Consider the following 19,039-nt stretch of genomic DNA (forward strand, 5'->3'; position numbering starts at 1 on the left):
GCAATACGTTATTACCATCGCAACATAATGAGGAAACTGTTAATCATATTGTTCGCCATACTCCTTGCCGTACCAGCCACGGCACAGCGCAAGACCACTACAGCGAAGAAAACAACAACCAGGAAGTCGTCTGCTAAAACTACACGGAAGAAGCAGACCAAGACTGCCAAGAAGACTGCTCCCGCAACGGTATACACCAATGCGTCTATCAAGGGACTGCAGAACCAGAGGGCCGACATACAGAAGAAGATAAAGGAGCAGGAGAAGGCGCTCAGGGCCAATCAGGCTGATGTCAAGGACAGGCTCAAGAACCTGCTCGTCATAAACAGCGAGATAGAGGACAGACAGAAGTCCATAACGGGTATAGAGCAGGACATTGCACATATCGACGGCAACATCGACATGCTCACCTCGCAGCTTGAGACCCTGAGGCAGCAACTCAAGGAGCGGCAGCGTAATTTCATCAAGTCCATGCGCTACATGTCACGTCACCGCTCGGCGCAGGATAAGCTCATGTTCATATTCTCTGCCAAGGATTTCGCACAGATGTACCGCCGTCTGAGGTTTGTACGCGAGTATGCCTCCTACCAGCGCGCGCAGGGCGAGCAGGTAAAGGCCAAGCAACTGGAGGTGGAGAACAAGAGCCAGCAGCTTATGGCTGTGAAGGGACAGAAGAACAGCCTGCTGCAGAAAGGCATGAGGGAAAAAGCCGAGTTGCAGACTAAGCAGAGCGAGCAGCAGGAGGTGGTCAAGGGACTGCAGAAACAGCAGAAGACCATCAAGGGCATCATTGCCGACCAACGCAAGAAGGATGCGGCCCTTAACGCACAGATAGACAGGCTGGTGGCCGAAGAGGTGGAGAAGGCACGTCTAAGGGCAGAGGCTGAGGCAAAGAGAAAGGCCGCTGCAGCAGAGGCCGCACGCAAGAGAGCAGCAGAGCTGGAGCGCAAGAGGGCTGCCGCTGAGGCTGCCGCAAGGGAGAACGAACGGCGAATTGCCGAGGCTAAGGCGAGGGAGGCAAAGCTCAAGGAGGAGGCACGGCAGGCGGCTCTTGCGGAAGAGGCTGCAAGAAAGGCGCGTGAGGATGCGGCAAGGGAAAGGGCTACGGCTAAGTCGGATGCCGCGCAGAAGGCCGCGCAGAAGGCTGAGCGGCTTGCCGCTGAAAGGAAGGAAAAGGCTGAGCAGGCCGCACGGGAGGCCGAGGCACAGCGACAGGCCGCTGAGCTGAAGGCTAAAACGGAGGCTGAGAGGAGCCGGAAGGAAATGGCCGAGGCAAAGGCAACGGCTGAGGCTGAGACGAAGTTCAGCTCCGCCGACCGATTGATGAACAACGGTATAGAGGCGAACAAGGGAAGGCTGCCTATGCCACTGACTGGCAACTACCGCATAGTGACCCATTACGGACAATATAATGTAGAGGGACTGAAGGGGGTAACGCTCGACAACAAGGGCATAAACCTCATGGGAAGCAGCGGATGCCAGGCGCGTAGCGTTTACGATGGCGAGGTGAGTGCCGTATTCGGATATTCCGGGTCTAAGGTAGTCATGGTGCGCCACGGAGCCTATATCTCTGTTTACTGTAACCTGCGTTCTGTCTCCGTCTCCATGGGACAGAAGGTACGGGCACGCCAAACACTCGGAACCGTAGGAACAGACAATGTACTGCAGTTCCGCCTATATAAGGAGAAAACGAAACTCAATCCTGAGCAGTGGCTTGCAAGATAGCCCTTGCCACACTAACATCATAATCCTGACAACCATGACACTGACAGATGCTATCAGAAGGGCAAAAGTATACTTCAACATAATGCCCGACAAGGAAGACGAGCACGAAATAGTAGAACAGATAAGCAGCGGAGTGAGCTTCAAGGGAGCCAACCTGTGGGTGCTGATTTTTGCAATATTCATTGCGTCGCTCGGACTAAATGTCAATTCCACGGCCGTCATCATCGGAGCGATGCTCATCTCACCGCTCATGGGGCCAATCATCGGCATGGGACTCGCCATAGGCATCAATGACCTTGACCTGCTTCGGCGCTCGGCAAAGAACTTCGGCGTGGCCACTCTCATAAGTGTGCTCACGGCAACGTTCTATTTCCTCATCACACCATTGGGCGAGGCTCAGTCGGAGCTTCTCGCACGCACATCGCCGACGCTCTACGACGTACTCATAGCCCTGTGTGGTGGTGCGGCAGGCATCATTGCCATATGCACGAAAGGTAAGGGCAATGTCATTCCAGGCGTAGCCATAGCAACAGCCCTTATGCCACCACTCTGTACAGCCGGCTATGGACTGGCCACTGGTCATCTGCTCTATTTCCTCGGAGCGTTCTACCTCTTCTTCATCAACACCGTTTTCATCAGTTTCGCCACATTCCTCGGTGTTCGCCTGATGCATTTCCAGCGCAGGGAGTTTCTGTCGCCTGACAAGGCTTTGCGCACCAAGCGTATCATCATGGGAATAGTCCTGCTAACTATCATCCCCTCCGTGCTGATGACCATCGGTATTGTACGCAGGAGCATCTTCGACAACAACGTCAGCCGCTTTATGAAGAACGAGCTTTCGCAGGCAGGCACGCAGCTAATCTCACATTCTTTTGATAACGATGCCAAGACACTCAACGTTGTGGCCGTGGGAAAAGAAATAAATGCAGCAAAGCAGAAAGAAGCTGTAAGGCGAATGTCACAGTACGGACTGGGAAAATACTCGCTCGAAGTTATTCAGGGCGAGCAGTCGGACAGCCTGCTGAGATTGAACAGCCAGCTGTCGCAGGCCACGAGTAGCCGCGAGGACGACCGGAAGCAAATTCTGGAGCTGTCGTCACAGGTGTCGGTGTTGTCTACACAGCTCGCAGGGTATGTCAACTACGAGAGCCTTGCCAAGGAAATATCCACAGAGGTGCCCTCGCTGTTCCCCGCCATCACCACCATCGGACTGTCAAATATGGTTGAGAACCGATGCGACACGGCGCTTGCCAAGCGATACGTGGCGGCAGTAGTGACTCTAAAGCCACGCACGAAACTGTCGGATGCCGATGCCGCAAGACTGCGCTCATGGCTGAAGTCAAGGGCCAAGGCCGATAGCCTGGTCGTATATGTAGGGAGGTGAGGACTAAGGTCAAAGGGCTGAGGTCTAAGGACTAAGGTCTAAGGTCAAAGGGTAAAGGTATTTCCCTCGAACCTCTCGAACCTCTCAACCCCCTCATATATCATATTTTGGAAATAATCAATAGATACGATGAATATAATACAACCTTCATTTGAGATATGGGACCAGCAGCCTGGCCCCGATGGAGTATACAGGCAGATAGAGCGTGCCGGAAGAGTATGCTACAAGAGTGAGAACAATGCTACCCTGACATCGGCGAAACCGTTTGTGGAGCGAATGGTTAAGAGCCAGCATACAGCCATGCTCGAGCACGGAACGGTGTACCTGCGCGGATGCGGACTCGACAAGTACCACTACAATAAGTTCTCAAGATACACAAATGTCGGTGACGAGGATTTCGTCACGACTAATCTCAGGGTTCTTGTCGAGAACGGGTGGGAAAGCGATATGAGCCTCTTCTGTGAACCTACACCTCATCACCAGCGACGGGTGACCGTGCATTTCACGACACAGGTGGCAATCACACGTGAGTTCAACCGCCATCGTGCGAACTCCATGGCCGAACAGTCCACCCGCTACTGCAACTACTCAAAGGAGAAATTCTCTGGCGAGATTTCCGTCAACCTTCCCTCATGGGTGTCGTGCCAAGGCAATACGACTGATGATCTGCTGACACTCTGCCAGAAAGTTGCCGACGGCTCAGCAGACGACTACGAGAACTGGCTTTTCGCCAATATGGCTGCAGAGAAGGCGTACATGAACCTTGTGGCAGCAGGAAGGAAACCGCAGGAGGCACGTGCGGTACTGCCTCTTGACACCAATACCGAGCTCGTGCACACAGCTTTCGTCTCCGACTGGCTTCACTTCTTCGACCTGAGGGCATTGGGTACCACAGGCGCACCGCACCCCGACGCCAAGCTGCTGGCTGAGCCTCTGCTTGAGGAGTTCCGCAAGCGACAGCTTATATGAATACCCCTGACGATATTTTCCATCCACTGAACAGCGACATAGCGCCACCGCCGCGCATGTCCAACCCCTTCTGCTACGACCCTCACCCACTGTGCCTGCTTGCCATGGAGCAGGCAAGAGCTCTCCTCTTCGCTGCGGCATCAGATAATGCGGAACTGAGGAAGGAAGTCGACAGCGGCAAGATGATTGGCGTGCTTGTTGTGAGGAACATCGATGGCGCTACTGGCTTTCTGGCAGCCTTCAGCGGACAGATATGCGGACACGACAGCTTGCTGGGCTTTGTGCCTCCTGTATTCCACTACCTCTCTCCTGACGGACATTTTAAAAAGGAGGAGGCTGCCATCTCAGCCATCAACCGTGAGATAGCATCCCTAAGTGGAAGCACGCTAATGGCGCAACTTCGTAACAACCTCGCCAAAGCCGAGGAAGAGACAAGACAGAAAGTTGATGAACACCGCAAGGCCATGGCCGCGGCTAAGGCAAGACGTGACGACATGCGTGCCAAAGGCATGCTGACCGAGTCTGACAAGGAGGCGATGACACGTGAGAGCCAGTTCATGAAAGCTCAGCTCAGACGCATAAAGGCTGCTGGGCGCACAGCCATCGACGTGGCACGCCAAAAGCTGGATGCCGTCAACGCAAAGATAAACGCCATGAAAACAGAGAGGCAGAGGCGGTCTGATGCCTTGCAGACATGGCTCTTTGACAACCATGCAATGTTAAACGCCTATGGAGAGGCGAAGAGCCTGACAGAGATTTTCCGTGATACCGTCATGAGAGTGCCTCCCTCGGGTAGCGGTGAATGTTGTGAGCCACGTCTGCTGCAGTATGCATATGCCAACAGTATGCAGCCGCTGTGCATGGCAATGATGTGGGTGGGAGCCTCACCACAGAATGTCATACGACACGATGGTGCCTTCTGCCCAGCCTGCCAGGGCAGGTGCAAGCCCATACTGCAATGGATGCTCAAGGGGTTGGATGTAGACCCTGACTGTACGGAAACGGCTGATGACAACGACAACCAGCTGAACATTATCTATCACGATGACGACATAGCTGTTGTGTACAAGCCTGCTGGTATGCTCAGCGTACCAGGAAAGGACAACCGCCCCTCGGTGTACAGCATTATGAGAGGGAGGTTTCCGCAGGCCACGGGCCCAATGATGGTTCATCGCCTCGATATGTCCACAAGCGGCATCATGGCAGTCGCACTGAACACCGACTCCTATCATAACCTGCAATGCCAGTTTGCTGCCCACGAAGTGAGAAAACGCTATGTGGCAGTGCTCAGCAATATGCCCGATGGAGTGGCGCCAGGACAGCAGGGCATTATCAGCCTGCCGCTCGCTCCCGACTACATGCACCGTCCATGCCAGATGGTCGACCATGATCATGGCAAACCCGCCATAACACGGTGGACCATGCTTGACAACTGCCATATAGAGCTGTTCCCTGAAACGGGACGCACTCACCAGCTTAGGGTACACTGCGCACATAAAGAGGGATTAGGCACGCCCATAAAGGGCGATGCCCTCTATGGCACAAAGGCAGACCGACTATATCTCCATGCATCGGAGATAACATTCAGGCACCCGAGAACAGGAAAAAACATGCACTTCTCTGTTGTCCCTCCGTTCACTATGAGGGAATAATTTACGGTTAATTCGTGACAATTTACGTTCACTCCACCAGTCCGCTTGCGGACTCTATCAGTGTCATCTGTGCCATCTGTGGGACAAGTATTCGTTAGATTAGGCTGCATGTATACCCGTCAAGAATTGAATATGGTGACAACAAAAAAAAGAATTCCCCAAGAAAAAGTTCCGTGGAGTTCCATTACAGCAGGCTAACAGACGTTGAAGCCGTGCCTTACAAAAAATGATGTAACTATGATATATTTTTCATTTTCTCATCCTTCGAATCGCAAGGAAAAACGTAAAGATACAAATAGCTTATATGCGGCATTTATGAGGCTCTTGTTGAATGTTGTAAAGAAGGCATTACCAATTGCTAATCCTGATTTTGAAGAAGCTATACAGAATGTGACAACATGGTACGTGGAATACGATGATACTGTATATAATCACGTATTGAGAGAAATTGGGCAGGATGCTAAGAATAACATCATTGTAAAAATGCCTGATGAAAGAAATCGTGGTTTTTGGGCTGATTCCGACTTCGATTTAAGTGTGTATGCAAGTTTTAACTTGACATATATCTCAAAAATCGAATTCGAAAAGCTTTGGAATTCTGTAGAATTGACTAAGTAGTGTTTATAATATAAAAATACGGTAATAGTTATGATGGCATTTTTTGATTATTTATTCTATTGTTATTACAGATATTGTATTCGCAAAGACAAATTAAATGCTTTTTTTCTATCTGTGATTTATGTTTTTTTTTCAATTCTAACTCTATTGGGGCTTCTTACAGATGAAATTCTGTGTTTACTCCTACCCGAATCATATTTTAAGACATTATCAATAATATTGTTTGTAATCTGTTACATAAGATATAAAAGAAAGAGGGACATAATTGTCACAAGATTTAATGGTCTTAAATCTTATCAAATTATACCATTTTGGATAATGCCAATACTTATACCATGTTTTATGATTGTGGGATTTTTTTTGAGATACTTTTTCATGAAATATGTTCTGGGAATGCCCGTTGAAATAATAGTTGAGAACAACTTTTAGTCTTTGTGCCATGCGGTCTCTGACGAGAGGGTCAGGGGACAGGTCCCTAATTCGTTTTTGTCTTAAAGATATATTTCTTGTCCAAAATAATTCAAGTAACTGACACGGCCTCTTTTTTTATATCATTCAAGTATACTATATTTTATGAATATTGCGCAAAATACATACTCACATGTCGGTTTGTCCCCTACAAATCCTGTATTGCAGCGGTGATTTTCCGGAGAATTTGCTAAAAGCCCTGTTGAAATACGAGTCATCTGTAAAACCAAGCTGGGCAGCAATGGATTTTACCGGATTGTCGGAGGTGAGCAACAGCAATTGTGCCATCTCCATCTTTCTCCTTATTATATATGTATTAGGCGTTGTTCCCACCTCCTTCTTGAAAGTTCTTATGAAATGATCCTTCGACATGCATACCTCGTTGGCTATTGTTGCTATGTCGAGATGCTTGTTGAGGTTATGCCTTATTAGTGCGAGAGCCTGTCTGATGCGGTCATCGGACACTTCGACCTTTGGAGAGGCATTTTTCAGAAACCGTGACAGCAGTATGAAGAGAATACCCCTCGACTCCACCTTTTCGAAGAAAGGTCTTTTTACGTTCATCTGCATGTTGTTGACCAGCGTCTGGTGGTTGTCGTAACTATTGGGGTTTGATGAAGGAAGTTTCATGAAAGGATTTAAATGAACCAGTTTCTCGAAAAGCTTCATGTCGTATTCTTCTGCTTCCACCTCAACAGGCATGTTAAACTCTTCCAGTATGCTTATTTCACAAGTCTGTTTCTCGTAGATATGCAGGTAATAGTGTGAGAAATGAGAGGTGCAGATATAGCTATGACGTGTATAGGCTGGGATAAGGTACAAGTGCCCAGGAGTCAGTTCGTATGTACCGCCGGGCAATACTATCATAGCCTTGCCGTTTAAGACAAGATACAGACGGGCGAAAGGACTTTGTATGTTTTTCCAGTTCCAGTCAGCGTTATGGCAGGAATAGCCGACATTCAAAGTGTAAACATCAAATTTTTCGATGGGATAATTCATATGTTGATTCGTATTTTCGTTTGTACCACAAAATTACGTTTTTTTACCGAAAGACATGCATTTTGATACAATAACGACAAATCAATGTCGATATTGTACAATTTATAAACGGCTTTATCCAATTGTATTATTAAAAGTCGATATTTTCCATCTTAATGTCTTTTTTTGTTGAAGAGATTTTGTCGAGTATTAATTACTTTTGCATTCACAAGCAGGACAAGTCAACACCGAAGGAGGCGTGTCGTCGTGCAAGCCAATATCGCATGACACGGGTGCTGTGTCGACAAAATAGCATTTGATGAACAGCTGAAAAAAACGTACGGCAGATAATTGGCGACTAGAAGATAATAAGGTGGAAGAACACTTAGGTAAAACAACCAAATATAAATTGAAATGAAAAAAATTATTAGTATCGTTGCGTCAAGTCTGCTCATGGCAGGACAGATGCATGCTCAGATTAGTGACGTGCCAATGGAAGAGGGGCGATATGCCAACAACTGGGAATCATTGAAACAATGGGAATGTCCTGAATGGTTCAAAGATGCCAAGTTTGGACTATGGGCACATTGGGGACCACAGTGTCAGGCAGAGAGCGGAGACTGGTATGCTCGTTTTATGTATTATAACAGCAACCCGTATGATCAGCATCGCGGAACAAATTTCAACCCTGGCGAGTATGGTCTGAAAGAGTTCTGCCGCGACTGGAAGGCAGAGCGTTGGGACCCTAAAGCCATTATGGCAAAGTACAAGGCCGTAGGATGCCGGTATTTCATGGCGCTCGGTAACCACCATGACAATTTCGACCTGTGGGACAGTCCGTATCAGGAGTGGAACTCTGTAAACATTGGACCAAAGAGAGACCTTGGAGCCGAATGGGCAGAAGCTGCTCGGGAGCAAGGATTGAAGTTCGGTGTGAGTATACACGCCAGTCATGCCTGGACATGGCTCGAACCGTCGCAGAAGTATGACGGCAACCTTACAAAGGCCGACGGAACAGGAACATGGTGGGAAGGGTACGACCCACAGGAGTTGTATGCACAGAACCATCCTCATTCTGAAGGATGGGAAAACAGTGGTACAATACATAGTCAGTGGGAGTGGGGCAATGGAGCCAGTCTGCCAAGCGAGGCATATAAAACAAAGTTGCAGAACCGTTGCAGGCAGATGGTTAACGCTCTCAATCCCGATATAATCTATTTCGATGATACGGTGTTGCCGTTCTGGGGGTGTGACCCACAATGGGGACCAGACTTCCTCGCACATTATTACAACCATGCTTCTAACCTCAACGGAGGTGGCGATGCACAGGTAGTGGTGACAGGAAAGATATTGCCCGACGAACAGAAGGAAGCCATGATGTGGGATGTGGAACGTGGCATCCCCGACCGTCCGAGAGAAGAGTACTGGCAGACATGTACCTGTATTGGAGATTGGCACTACAACCTCAACACCTATCGCAAAAATGGCTACAAGAGTGCGGCTACAGTGGTGAGGATGTTGGTGGACATCGTTTCAAAGAACGGAAATCTGCTGTTGTCTATACCCCTTCGTGCCGATGGCACATACGACGATAAGGAAGAGGTCGTACTCAATGGTATCGAGGCATGGATGAAGATAAATGGTGAGAGTATATATGGTACTCGCGTATGGAAAGAGTGTTTCGGTGAAGGTCCGTTGGCTGAGGCTGTCAATGGAATGACAGCACAAGGCTTCAACGAAGGACAGAATTATACCAGCGCAGATGTAAGGTATGTAACAAAGCAGGACCTTATTTATGCCACCATCATGGCGTGGCCGTCGGCAGGACAATATGTCATGAAGGCCTTCTCCCCGCTTGCCACAAGCTACCATGGCGAAGTAGAAAAGGTTGAACTGTTGGGATATGGGGAAGTAGGATTTACACACGATGGAAAAGGATTGACACTCGACATCCCTTCCACACGTCCAAACGATATTGCACCTGTATTCCGTATATCCTTCAAAAAGGAAGGCAAAGACAATCTCGTATTGTTGAACGAGGCAATAAGCACCATAGAAGCCTTGTGCAACGAGCTGTCTTTGTCAGCCAGTCCTGTAAACTCCGGAAAATATAATTCCGCAAAACTGTCTGTTCTTGAAGAAACAGTGGCAGAGCTGAAAAATGCAGACACCTCGTCAGAAGAGGCTATAGATGCTGCGTTAAAAGAATTGCGTGAGTCGTACCAGGATTTCCTCAAGACAGGATTGAACAAGGGTGGACTGCTGACAGAGCCAATAGCAGCCAATCTAACTGGGGCGACACTCGTTGAGGGTGAGAACTTCTCCGGGACTCTTGGCGGACGCTATGGCAAGCTTGACAACTGGATAGTAGAGAACTACAATATTCCCAATTCTTCCGGTGACAGGCAGGGACTTGACAACTACAACAACGTGCGCGGAATATCACTTGGCGTGTGGAATGACAAAGGCGACAATAATGGTGACCTGACAAATGCGCGTATATATAGAAAGGTGGTGCTGAAACCTGGGAAATACTTTTTTGGTGCAGCCTATAACTCCATCTATGGCTGCAACGACAAGGCATATATGTTTGTCAGCGACCAGCTGTGCAACACTGACGAAATACCCTCTTCCTCTCTGGCATACTATCAGGTAAACAAGTCGAAGGAAGGTGACGACCTTTACGGGCTCAAAGTGGAAATAACGGAAGAAGGGGAGTATTATATAGGTTGGCAGGCCAATATGGACAATGGGTCTGCCACACAGGAGTTCCGAGCCGTCAAAGTAGCTTTCCTTCAATTGGAAGAGAATAATGACAACCGTCCGATAGCGGATAAACTGTCTGAAGCGGGATGGACAAAGCTGGAAGGAATGACAGAAGGGTTTGACTATTCAAAGTATTTCTTTGCACTGGTTGATCACTCCCATGCACTACCTGTTGCAGCCCGTTCGGCAGCAGGCGACAAGAACTGGAGCGGTACCAACGCCATGCAATATGTAGCCAATGCAAACCCAAATACCGATGCTGGAGCCGTGTGGGTAATAGAAGCCTTCGACACTGATGGCAATGTTGCCACAGGAACCGAGGTCGACTACTTTATTCTCAGCAGCATGAAGGATCAGAACCGACACTTCCGTACCGAAGGATGGAGCAAGGTCGTTTGGCAGACATATAGTGACTTTGGCAAAAATGGCATGGCGAATGACGGAAACCGAAGCATAGCCTATCTGTTGCCGGAATACTCTGCTACAGAGGGCTGGATATTCAAAAACCTTACAAGCAACAATTATGTTGGACCATGGGATGATGGAAACTTTGTTGACGGGGCAGAGTTCTCTGTGGCCGAAACAAAAGATAATGCCGCACATGTAGATATTTATGCCATACCGCGCTCTCAATGGATGAGGCAATTTGAGCATCTTGATGATGCTTCCGACCAATCGGCTATTGACATCACATACCTTATTACTAACAATAGTTTTGAACGATATGATGAAAACCTCCACCCCTTAGGATGGACTGTTGACGGTGGCGGTGTTGTGGAACGTGGCTACCTTGCAGGATGCGACGGACAGCTATATGTAAACAACTGGCAGAGTAGTGGCAAGCTCTCGGACAGACGCATAGAGCAGACATTGTCGCAGATGCCGGCAGGAAAATATCGCTTGTCTGTTTTCAGCCTTTGCGGTAGTGAAGGAGCATATCTGTATGCGAACACGGAAAGTATTGGCTTGAAACACAATGGCAACGACACCATGACCCTTGATTTCTCGCTACACAATGATTCTGACATAACTATTGGAGTGAGGCTTGACGGCTATCAGGGCAACGACTTCAAATTTGACAGGATGGTATTGCGGTACTGTGGACAAGACAATAGCACAGGTATGGAAACTATTGAAGACAAAGAAACATCATCTATTATGATTTTCGACTTGCAGGGACGTAGGCACAACAGCATACAGAAAGGCATCAATATTGTCCGTAAGGGAACAAAAACACAGAAATACCTGAAATAAAAGGTTCATCAGAAATATGGAGTGACGCATTATAATATATTATTCTTGAAGTATATTATTAACTAGGGTGTCCAGTTTGTTGTACCGCAAAATGGGACTGTTCCTGATTTACTCTGACTACTTGTTCGCAGAAAATACATTGACCAGCACGCGCTGTAAGCGCAGAAGAATATAGCCCAGGGTAGAGCGCAGCGGCACCCTGGGTGTAATTGGGCATTGTCCATGCGCGCTGTAAGCGCAAAAGCGTTAAATATCCTTCTGTTATCTACGCTTTTGCGCTTACAGCGCGACCATCACCTACATGAAATAACCCAGGGTGTCGCTACGCTCTACCCTGGGCTATGCACTTTTGCGCTTACAGCGCGACAATTACAAACATAAACTTCAGAATTAGGATATTCAATTTTTGCACATCAAACTGTACACCTTAATTATTAACTGAAGTGGGTGAAATAGTTTGCCAAAGGATATGAATACGTTTGCATCCCTGATAAGGTTAATAACCTTACGGCTGAAAGGTTATTAACCTTACGGCCTTAAGGTTATTAACCTTATCGGCAATGATATATATATGCATAGACCACGCAACAATATATTGTCACTCGAGATATAGCATGAACCGCAAATATGAATACGCCACAGACAAGATTTATAACCTTAGCGGCAATGAAGGTAATATACACAGACCATGCAGCAATAAGTGGTAATCACTCGAAATGTCAGATGAACCTGTTTTTTCTCTAAAACATCATCCGTGCAATCCATGGGACAACATCTCATTTACAGAAACACCCCCTCCTGCTTGCCGACTTTTTAACACGTCTCACTTTGTCAGCTCACTAATTATTTGTATTTTTGCAGCGAAATGACCAGCAATCAGTCTCAATACATGAAATGTACGCTCACAGCCATCATAGTTGCGCTGCTGTCACTTGCTGCAGTGATGTTGATTCCCGGCACATGCAGCAGCCCGTATAACGCTCGGCTCCAACGTATAGACAGCCTGATGGACCGCAACCCGCAGGCAGCCTACGACAGCCTGTCGCTATTCGACTCCCTTCACCTTTACGACGATGACAAGGCTTCACGGATGCGTCTGCTTATGCTCAAGGCAAAGGCGCAGAACAAGCTTTATCTCCCCATGCCATCCGACACCATCTTCAATGAAGTCGTCTCCTATTACGACCGCCACGGCTCTGCCAACGACCGCATGCTGTCCCGCTACCTGCTGGGATGTATATACAGGGACATGAAGAAATACCCCCAAACAATCCTGGCCTATCAGGATGCTATTTGTTTCGCTGATACTACAGAAACAGGATGTGACTATTATTTGCTTTCGTGCATATACAGTCAGATGGGGCGCATATATGCTTCTTGCAACCTCCCCTCTTATGCGCGCAAATCCTATAATAAGAGCATCTGGTATTCTATCAAGTCGGAACATATTAGAGAAGCCATTTTCGACATGGAGGCTTTAGCGTATCTCGACTACATAGTTGGAGATACTCTTGATGCTGTAAAACACGCTTTGGAGACTGAAAAACTATATAGGAAACACGGCTTTATTAAGGAATCCTTTTCTGTTTATCCGATATTTATATACTCTTATCTATGTCGAGGACAGTACGAACAGGCTTATCGCCTGATGAAAAAGTACAGACTTCACTCTGGGAATTTCGATGCAGAAGGTAATCTAAAACCGGGACGAGAGCATTATTATAAGGCTCTGGGACAGTATTTTCTTGGTATCAGCAGGAATGACTCTGCTGAATATTATTTTAGGAAACTTGGAAACTATAACTTCGGTTATGAATCGGCTCAGGGCTTACTGAAAGTATATTCTGTAAAAAATGATAACGATTCTGTTTCCAAATACACACGATTGTGCGAGGCAGAGATGGACAGCATATTGACTCAGAAGAAAGCTAGTGAGTTGATTCAGGCCTCTTCCTCACACACCTTTGACAGGATAAAACCAAAAGCGAACAAGTCTCGAAAGATCCTAACTGTCATAGCACTACTATGCGCAGTTGTTGCAGTTGTATTGGTATTTTATGGCAGACGACTGTTCCGAAAATATAAGAGTAGAATTGCAAATCTGGGTAATTCCTTGTCTGAAACGGAAGAAGCATACCGTCAAATTTCCAACTCTCATAAGAAAGCAATATGTGAGGTTGATAAATTACGCTCACAATTGGATTACAGTAACGAAGAACACAAGAAGGAGATTTACGACTTAACTTTCAAAAAAGAACAGCTATCGGCCTCGTTGTATAAGTTGGACATAAACGCTTCAATGGAAGATTTCAAGAAAAGCCATATATACCTTGTTTTAAAAGAGCGGACAAGAATTGTACCTAAAAACAATAATAGCCAAGATATTAACTGGGTGTCTTTTAGAAAGGAATTTTCTTGTCATTTTCCTTTGTTGTATACAACGCTTACTGAAAATAAAAAACTGAGCCATCAAGAATTTAAAGTATGTGCTTTGCTGTGGTTGGGATTTGAGAATAAGGAAATCGCCAATCTGATAAATTGTAAAGCACAAGTTGTAAGCAATGCCAAGGCGAGTGCTAACGAGAAGCTCTTTTCTGATAAAAGTGCCAAGACTCTATTGGGAAACATGCAAAATACAGCAGTTGCAATTACAGGCGCACAACAAAAGCAAGAAGTTACCGGTACCATCATTTAGTGCTGATGGCCTTTGGTGTAAAACTGGTGTATTATTTGTTTATAGTACTGACATCCAAAAAGTTATATTGTTTTTGGTGTAAAGTTGGTGTAAAATTTCTGCACATTTTTTGATGCGGACAAATTTAAAATAGATAAATTTGCAGCAAAAACAAATTATGAGAAAGATTACGCAGACATTATTGTTAATGCTTCTTTTGGCTATTTCCAGCAATGTCAAAGGAGAGAGTATTGTTGATGAGACAATTAGTGTTCAACTTAGGTACAATGACTCTCATGATGAAAGTCATCCTATAACTCGGATTCCCCCGGCTCCAATATCCGCAACCCAATCTGATCATATCTTCACCTTCGCAGAGTATCTCGCAGGCGAGACCATAGAGATTGTGTCAGGTGACACGGTTGTGTACACATCTTTAATATGTGAGGACGGCACGGTGCAGGTTCCCGATAACCTTACAGGTGAATTCACACTTGTGTTGTACTTAGGGGATAAGGTATATACAGGGGAAGTTGAACTTTAATAAATACCATTATGTCGCAAGTGGCTATATCCGTTGTTATGCCAGTATATAATGCAGCAGAATTTGTTGCCGAATGTCTGGATAGTATTCTTTGCCAGACGTTTGACAATTTCGAGTTGCTCATTGCTGACGACGGTTCAACAGATAATACTTGCGACATAATTTCGTCATATAATGACAAGCGAATCAAACTCTTCAAAAGAGAACATAACTATATCGATTCCTGTAATTTCCTGTTAGAAAATGCGCACGGGAAATATATAGCCCGTACAGATGCAGATGACTTAATGTTGCCAAACAGGTTGGCTATCCAATTTAAGTTTATGGAGGAACACCCCAACATTGATATTCTGGGGGCGAGTGCACAACTAATCGGTGAGCAGAATGGAAATATTGTACGGCATGGAGAAGTGACGATTGAAGATCTAATCCAGAATAATTGCATCGTCAATCCCACAACATTTATGAGGAACGGACGGGTTAAATCGGCTTCATTAAAATACGAGCAAGATTATATCTATGCAGAGGACTATATGTTTTGGGCACGTGCGATTATGAAAGGATTGCAAGTGTTCAATATCAATGATATAGTTTTGCAGTATAGGGTGTCATCCTCACAGGTAAGTTCAATACACTCTATGGTTCAGAATGAACAGTCTAAGAAAATAAAAAAAGAAATTCTCAGATGGCTTACCCAAAAAGAAGTATCATGGGCAGATATTCATCCAGTCACAATTCCAAAAACAAATAACAGATTGACAGTTATAATACCATTTCTGAATGAAAAGGACGAAGTGGCGTTAACCGTGAAAAGTATTCGTGACACTGTAGGTGATAGCGTTGATATTATTGTGATTAACGACCAGTCTTATGACCAATATGATTATCGCACAGACTTACGTGATTATTCTGTTAGTTATGTTTATAATAAAGAAAGGCTTGGTGTTGCAAAATCACGTGATTTGGGTGTGTCTTTGTGCACGACACCTTATTTCCTGCTGTTGGATGCACACATGCGTTTTTATGATGGGAACTGGCCTAAGCGCTTGGTTTCTCTGTTAGAAACAGATGACAGGATACTGCTTTGCTGCCAGTCACGCTTCTTGTCAAAAGATGATTATGGTGTTGTAAGGCATAGTAAGGAATGCCCTGATGTTTTCGGAGCATATTCTACTTTCTGTTCAAATAAATATTGGCCAGATATTGAATGGAATCAAAAAGAGCTGCAAGCAGGTTACGATGTGGAGCCTATTGGAAATGTCTTGGGGGCGGGATATGCGGCAAGCAAACGTTATTGGATTTACATCAGAGGTCTGCAGGGATTAAGAAAATACGGATGTGATGAGGCCTTGATGAGTTTTAAGGTTTGGCGCGAGGGTGGAAGATGCCTGTTGGTTAAAGATGTAGTAATTGGTCATATATATCGCAAGGTGTCCCCGTTCAAACATTATATGGCAGAGGAAATCAGTAACAACCTATTGGTTTCGTATTTGACATTTTCACAGTCGTTCTATTGTTTTGCAGCAGCTATTGCTTGGCATAAAGATAGAAACCTATATGCAGAGTCAATGAAACTGTTGCAAGCAAACAAACAAGAAATTGAGACGCTAAAGACCTACTTGAAATCTATATATACGAGACCATTCGAATCTGTTTTGCAGATTCACATTAGTAGACTATTGGGTAATGATGAAATCAATAAGCAATCATCATTGCTTCATCAGGTCAATGGCTTCATACAAAACAATCCCTCAAAGAAAGTCGGTCTGTTTGAGGGGGTAACAGGCCAGCTTGTTTGGTTTTGCCTATATAAGAATTGGAGCGGCACACAAGACTTAGAAGACACGATACAATACTATTGGACTGACATTTGTGATGCGATAAAGAAACGTTCGTTGTCTTGGAATTTCTCAGAAGGAATAGCAGGCATAGGGTGGGCATGTATGTATCTATATACAAGGAAGCTGCTGGACAATTATCCCAAACAGCTACTTTGTGAAATAGACCAGCAAATACAGGAAATAAATATAAGAAAAATCTCCGTGTCGTATTTTGCATCCGGGGCAGGTGGCATATTGGCTTATGTAATACTTAGGAATTCAACAGGTCAGCCAATTTGGGACCCTTCATTTTTAGATGATTTAAGTATTGTCTCAAAAAGGATACTTGAAGATTCGTCAAGTGATTTACCTTCAGTATTTTATGCTATGTTTTATTTGGATACTCAAAAAAATGGGATGGAGAAAAATACCTATTATCCCAGATTTAGCGAATGGCTTCTGACAAACCAACATCTTCCAAAAAATATAAAATACTGGAGACCAACAATTTTTAATGGCTGTATAGGGGCTGTAATAGGATTGATTGATGTAGCGTGTAACAATAAAAATATAAAAGATGTATAAGCTAAACAAATTTACACATTTTATAATTGATGGGGATAATACTATCCTTTTCAATTTACAGACGGAAGCATTCATAGTGTTAAATAAAGAATTGTCAGAATTTGTAAGTGCGTATAAAGATAATATAGGAGCACTTGAAAATCAGCACATTGAACTCTTCCAGCAAATGCAGGAAAAAGAATTCGTTATTCCTGCAGAAAAGAATGAGGTTGCCAGTATGATTACAAAATGGAAGGAACTGGATAATGATTCATCAAATTTCAGCATGATTATAAACCCCACATTAGGTTGCAATCTTCGGTGTTGGTATTGCTATGAGAAGCACGACAACAAAAACATAATGAAAGCAACAGTTATAAACTCGATATATCGATTGATAGAAAAAAAAGTGAATCTTCCAAAGATGAAGAGTCTTAATATCTCTTTCTTTGGTGGAGAACCTTTGTTGGGCTTTGAAAATGTAGTTTTGCCAATTCTGTCGTTTGCGTCAGAAAAGTGTAAAAGAAAGAGATTAGAACTTAACACAAATTTTACCACAAACGGAGTTCTTCTTACAGACACAATAGTAACATCCTTGGAGCAAGTGGGTTTAACGAGTCCAGCTACATTTCAAATATCATTAGATGGAAACAAAACCTACCATGACCGTTCTCGCATTGGAGTTAATCATGAACCTACATATGATATAATAGTTAGCAATATAATCGAGGCTGCAAAACGTCACCATATGGTGTTTGTGCGACTAAATTATACAGCAGAAAATGCTGAGACATTTGTTGATGTTCTTGATGACTTTTGTAAACTTCCATTAGAAACGAAAAAATTCATTCATTTCAATTTTCAACAAATATGGCAAGATCAATCAAATGATATTCATGAGAGAATAGATTATCTTAAGGAACTGTTTCGGAATGAGCATTTCGTTGTTGAATCGGACAAGATTTATCATAGGCATTGTTGCTATGCAGACAAAGAAAATAATGTTGTTATAAATTCGGACGGAAACATTTTCAAATGTACAGCACGCGATTTTCTTCCTCATAATAAAGAAGGTTATCTTTCAGAAGAAGGAGAAATAATTTTTAATGAAACTTTTGAGAGACGAATGGCAGTTAAATATTCCAATACCGCATGTCTGAACTGCAAAGTGCTTCCTATATGTAACGGGGGATGTTCCCAAATTAAGTTGGAAAGCATTCAGCATGATAAATGTTATTGTAAAATGAATGAACAGGAAAAAGATGATTTAATTATAAAATGTCTAAAAGAAAGAATTTTGCAACAGTCTAATTCAGAATAGTATCTTATAGCAAAAAGTGGAAGTTTCACAAATCCTTTATGGATAATTATTAATTACTAATTAAAAAAACAACAAAATGATTAAAACAAAAAATCTGTTAGCTTCGCTGAGTTTGGAAATACCAGCTCTTGAAGAAAACCAAGAAGGTCAGTTGAGAGGCGGATTCGGTGCATTTGGTTCTGCTCCAACAGGAAATGTCTCAAATAATAGCAACTGTAATTGCGATTGTAGTTGTATTGAGAATGAAGATTGTAATTGTAATTGCAGTTGTACTACGAATAAGAATTGTGACTGCAACTGTT

The 19,039-nt window shown here is 44.6% G+C and carries 11 protein-coding genes and 1 pseudogene; 11 read left to right on the top strand and 1 reads right to left on the bottom strand.

Annotated features, from left to right (window positions below; translation table 11 throughout):
- The first annotated feature begins 27 nt into the window (after positions 1-27).
- The 5 genes from CIL02_RS06525 (at position 28) to CIL02_RS06545 (ending at position 6,348) form a co-directional block, all read left to right on the top strand.
- Positions 28-1,725 carry a murein hydrolase activator EnvC gene (locus CIL02_RS06525; RefSeq protein WP_094400115.1) on the top strand — a complete coding sequence of 566 codons (1,698 nt, stop codon included), beginning with the start codon at positions 28-30 and terminating at the stop codon, positions 1,723-1,725.
- 34 nt (positions 1,726-1,759) lie between these two features.
- Positions 1,760-3,109, top strand: coding sequence for a DUF389 domain-containing protein (locus CIL02_RS06530; protein WP_094400117.1), 1,350 nt, complete (start codon positions 1,760-1,762; stop codon positions 3,107-3,109).
- Between the two features lie 129 nt (positions 3,110-3,238).
- The gene (locus CIL02_RS06535) at positions 3,239-4,078 is read left to right on the top strand and encodes an FAD-dependent thymidylate synthase (RefSeq protein WP_094400119.1); all 840 of its coding nucleotides are present in this window, start codon (positions 3,239-3,241) and stop codon (positions 4,076-4,078) included.
- The gene (locus CIL02_RS06540; protein WP_094400122.1) at positions 4,075-5,730 is read left to right on the top strand and encodes an RluA family pseudouridine synthase; all 1,656 of its coding nucleotides are present in this window, start codon (positions 4,075-4,077) and stop codon (positions 5,728-5,730) included. The genes CIL02_RS06535 and CIL02_RS06540 overlap by 4 nt, the downstream gene beginning before the upstream one ends.
- Positions 5,731-5,967: 237 nt before the next feature.
- Positions 5,968-6,348 (top strand): hypothetical protein, encoded by a 381-nt coding sequence (locus CIL02_RS06545; protein ID WP_240513558.1) that lies wholly within the window; start codon positions 5,968-5,970, stop codon positions 6,346-6,348.
- Between the two features lie 597 nt (positions 6,349-6,945).
- Here CIL02_RS06545 and CIL02_RS06555 read toward each other — a convergent pair.
- On the bottom strand, positions 6,946-7,815 hold the full coding sequence (locus CIL02_RS06555) for an AraC family transcriptional regulator (protein ID WP_094400126.1): 870 nt from the start codon (positions 7,813-7,815) through the stop codon (positions 6,946-6,948).
- Between the two features lie 393 nt (positions 7,816-8,208).
- On the opposite strand from CIL02_RS06555, the pseudogene CIL02_RS16940 reads away from it, so the two are divergent.
- The 6 genes and pseudogenes from CIL02_RS16940 to CIL02_RS06580 all read left to right on the top strand — a co-directional run.
- Positions 8,209-9,789: pseudogene (locus tag CIL02_RS16940) on the top strand (alpha-L-fucosidase); the annotation flags it as partial.
- 84 nt (positions 9,790-9,873) lie between these two features.
- On the top strand, positions 9,874-11,814 hold the full coding sequence (locus tag CIL02_RS16945) for a DUF5013 domain-containing protein (protein WP_371589108.1): 1,941 nt from the start codon (positions 9,874-9,876) through the stop codon (positions 11,812-11,814).
- An 865-nt stretch (positions 11,815-12,679) separates the two neighbouring features.
- Entirely contained in the window at positions 12,680-14,509 is a 1,830-nt protein-coding gene (locus CIL02_RS06565; protein ID WP_094400128.1) for a hypothetical protein, read from the top strand.
- 157 nt (positions 14,510-14,666) lie between these two features.
- Positions 14,667-15,032, top strand: a complete 366-nt coding sequence (locus tag CIL02_RS06570; RefSeq protein ID WP_094400130.1) for a hypothetical protein — start codon at positions 14,667-14,669, stop codon at positions 15,030-15,032.
- Positions 15,033-15,043: 11 nt separating this feature from the next.
- Positions 15,044-17,437: a glycosyltransferase family 2 protein gene (locus CIL02_RS06575; protein WP_094400132.1), complete on the top strand. Its 2,394-nt coding sequence runs from the start codon at positions 15,044-15,046 to the stop codon at positions 17,435-17,437.
- A complete protein-coding gene (locus tag CIL02_RS06580) occupies positions 17,430-18,737 on the top strand; it encodes a radical SAM/SPASM domain-containing protein (RefSeq protein ID WP_094400134.1) in 1,308 nt (435 codons plus the stop codon). Before CIL02_RS06575 ends, CIL02_RS06580 begins: the two co-directional genes overlap by 8 nt.
- The last annotated feature ends 302 nt before the right edge of the window (positions 18,738-19,039 follow it).

The sequence above is a fragment of the Prevotella sp. P3-122 genome (genome assembly GCF_002251365.1).
GTDB lineage: Bacteria > Bacteroidota > Bacteroidia > Bacteroidales > Bacteroidaceae > Prevotella.

Bases quoted from the DNA above. Each gene is read 5' to 3' on its own strand.
- CIL02_RS06525 (WP_094400115.1), top strand. From the start codon at position 28: ATGAGGAAACTGTTAATCATATTGTTCGCCATACTCCTTGCCGTACCA.
- CIL02_RS06580 (WP_094400134.1), top strand. From the start codon at position 17,430: ATGTATAAGCTAAACAAATTTACACATTTTATAATTGATGGGGATAAT.
- CIL02_RS06535 (WP_094400119.1), top strand. From the start codon at position 3,239: ATGAATATAATACAACCTTCATTTGAGATATGGGACCAGCAGCCTGGC.
- CIL02_RS06575 (WP_094400132.1), top strand. From the start codon at position 15,044: ATGTCGCAAGTGGCTATATCCGTTGTTATGCCAGTATATAATGCAGCA.
- CIL02_RS06555 (WP_094400126.1), bottom strand. From the start codon at position 7,815: ATGAATTATCCCATCGAAAAATTTGATGTTTACACTTTGAATGTCGGC.
- CIL02_RS06545 (WP_240513558.1), top strand. From the start codon at position 5,968: ATGATATATTTTTCATTTTCTCATCCTTCGAATCGCAAGGAAAAACGT.
- CIL02_RS06565 (WP_094400128.1), top strand. From the start codon at position 12,680: ATGACCAGCAATCAGTCTCAATACATGAAATGTACGCTCACAGCCATC.
- CIL02_RS06530 (WP_094400117.1), top strand. From the start codon at position 1,760: ATGACACTGACAGATGCTATCAGAAGGGCAAAAGTATACTTCAACATA.
- CIL02_RS06540 (WP_094400122.1), top strand. From the start codon at position 4,075: ATGAATACCCCTGACGATATTTTCCATCCACTGAACAGCGACATAGCG.
- CIL02_RS06570 (WP_094400130.1), top strand. From the start codon at position 14,667: ATGAGAAAGATTACGCAGACATTATTGTTAATGCTTCTTTTGGCTATT.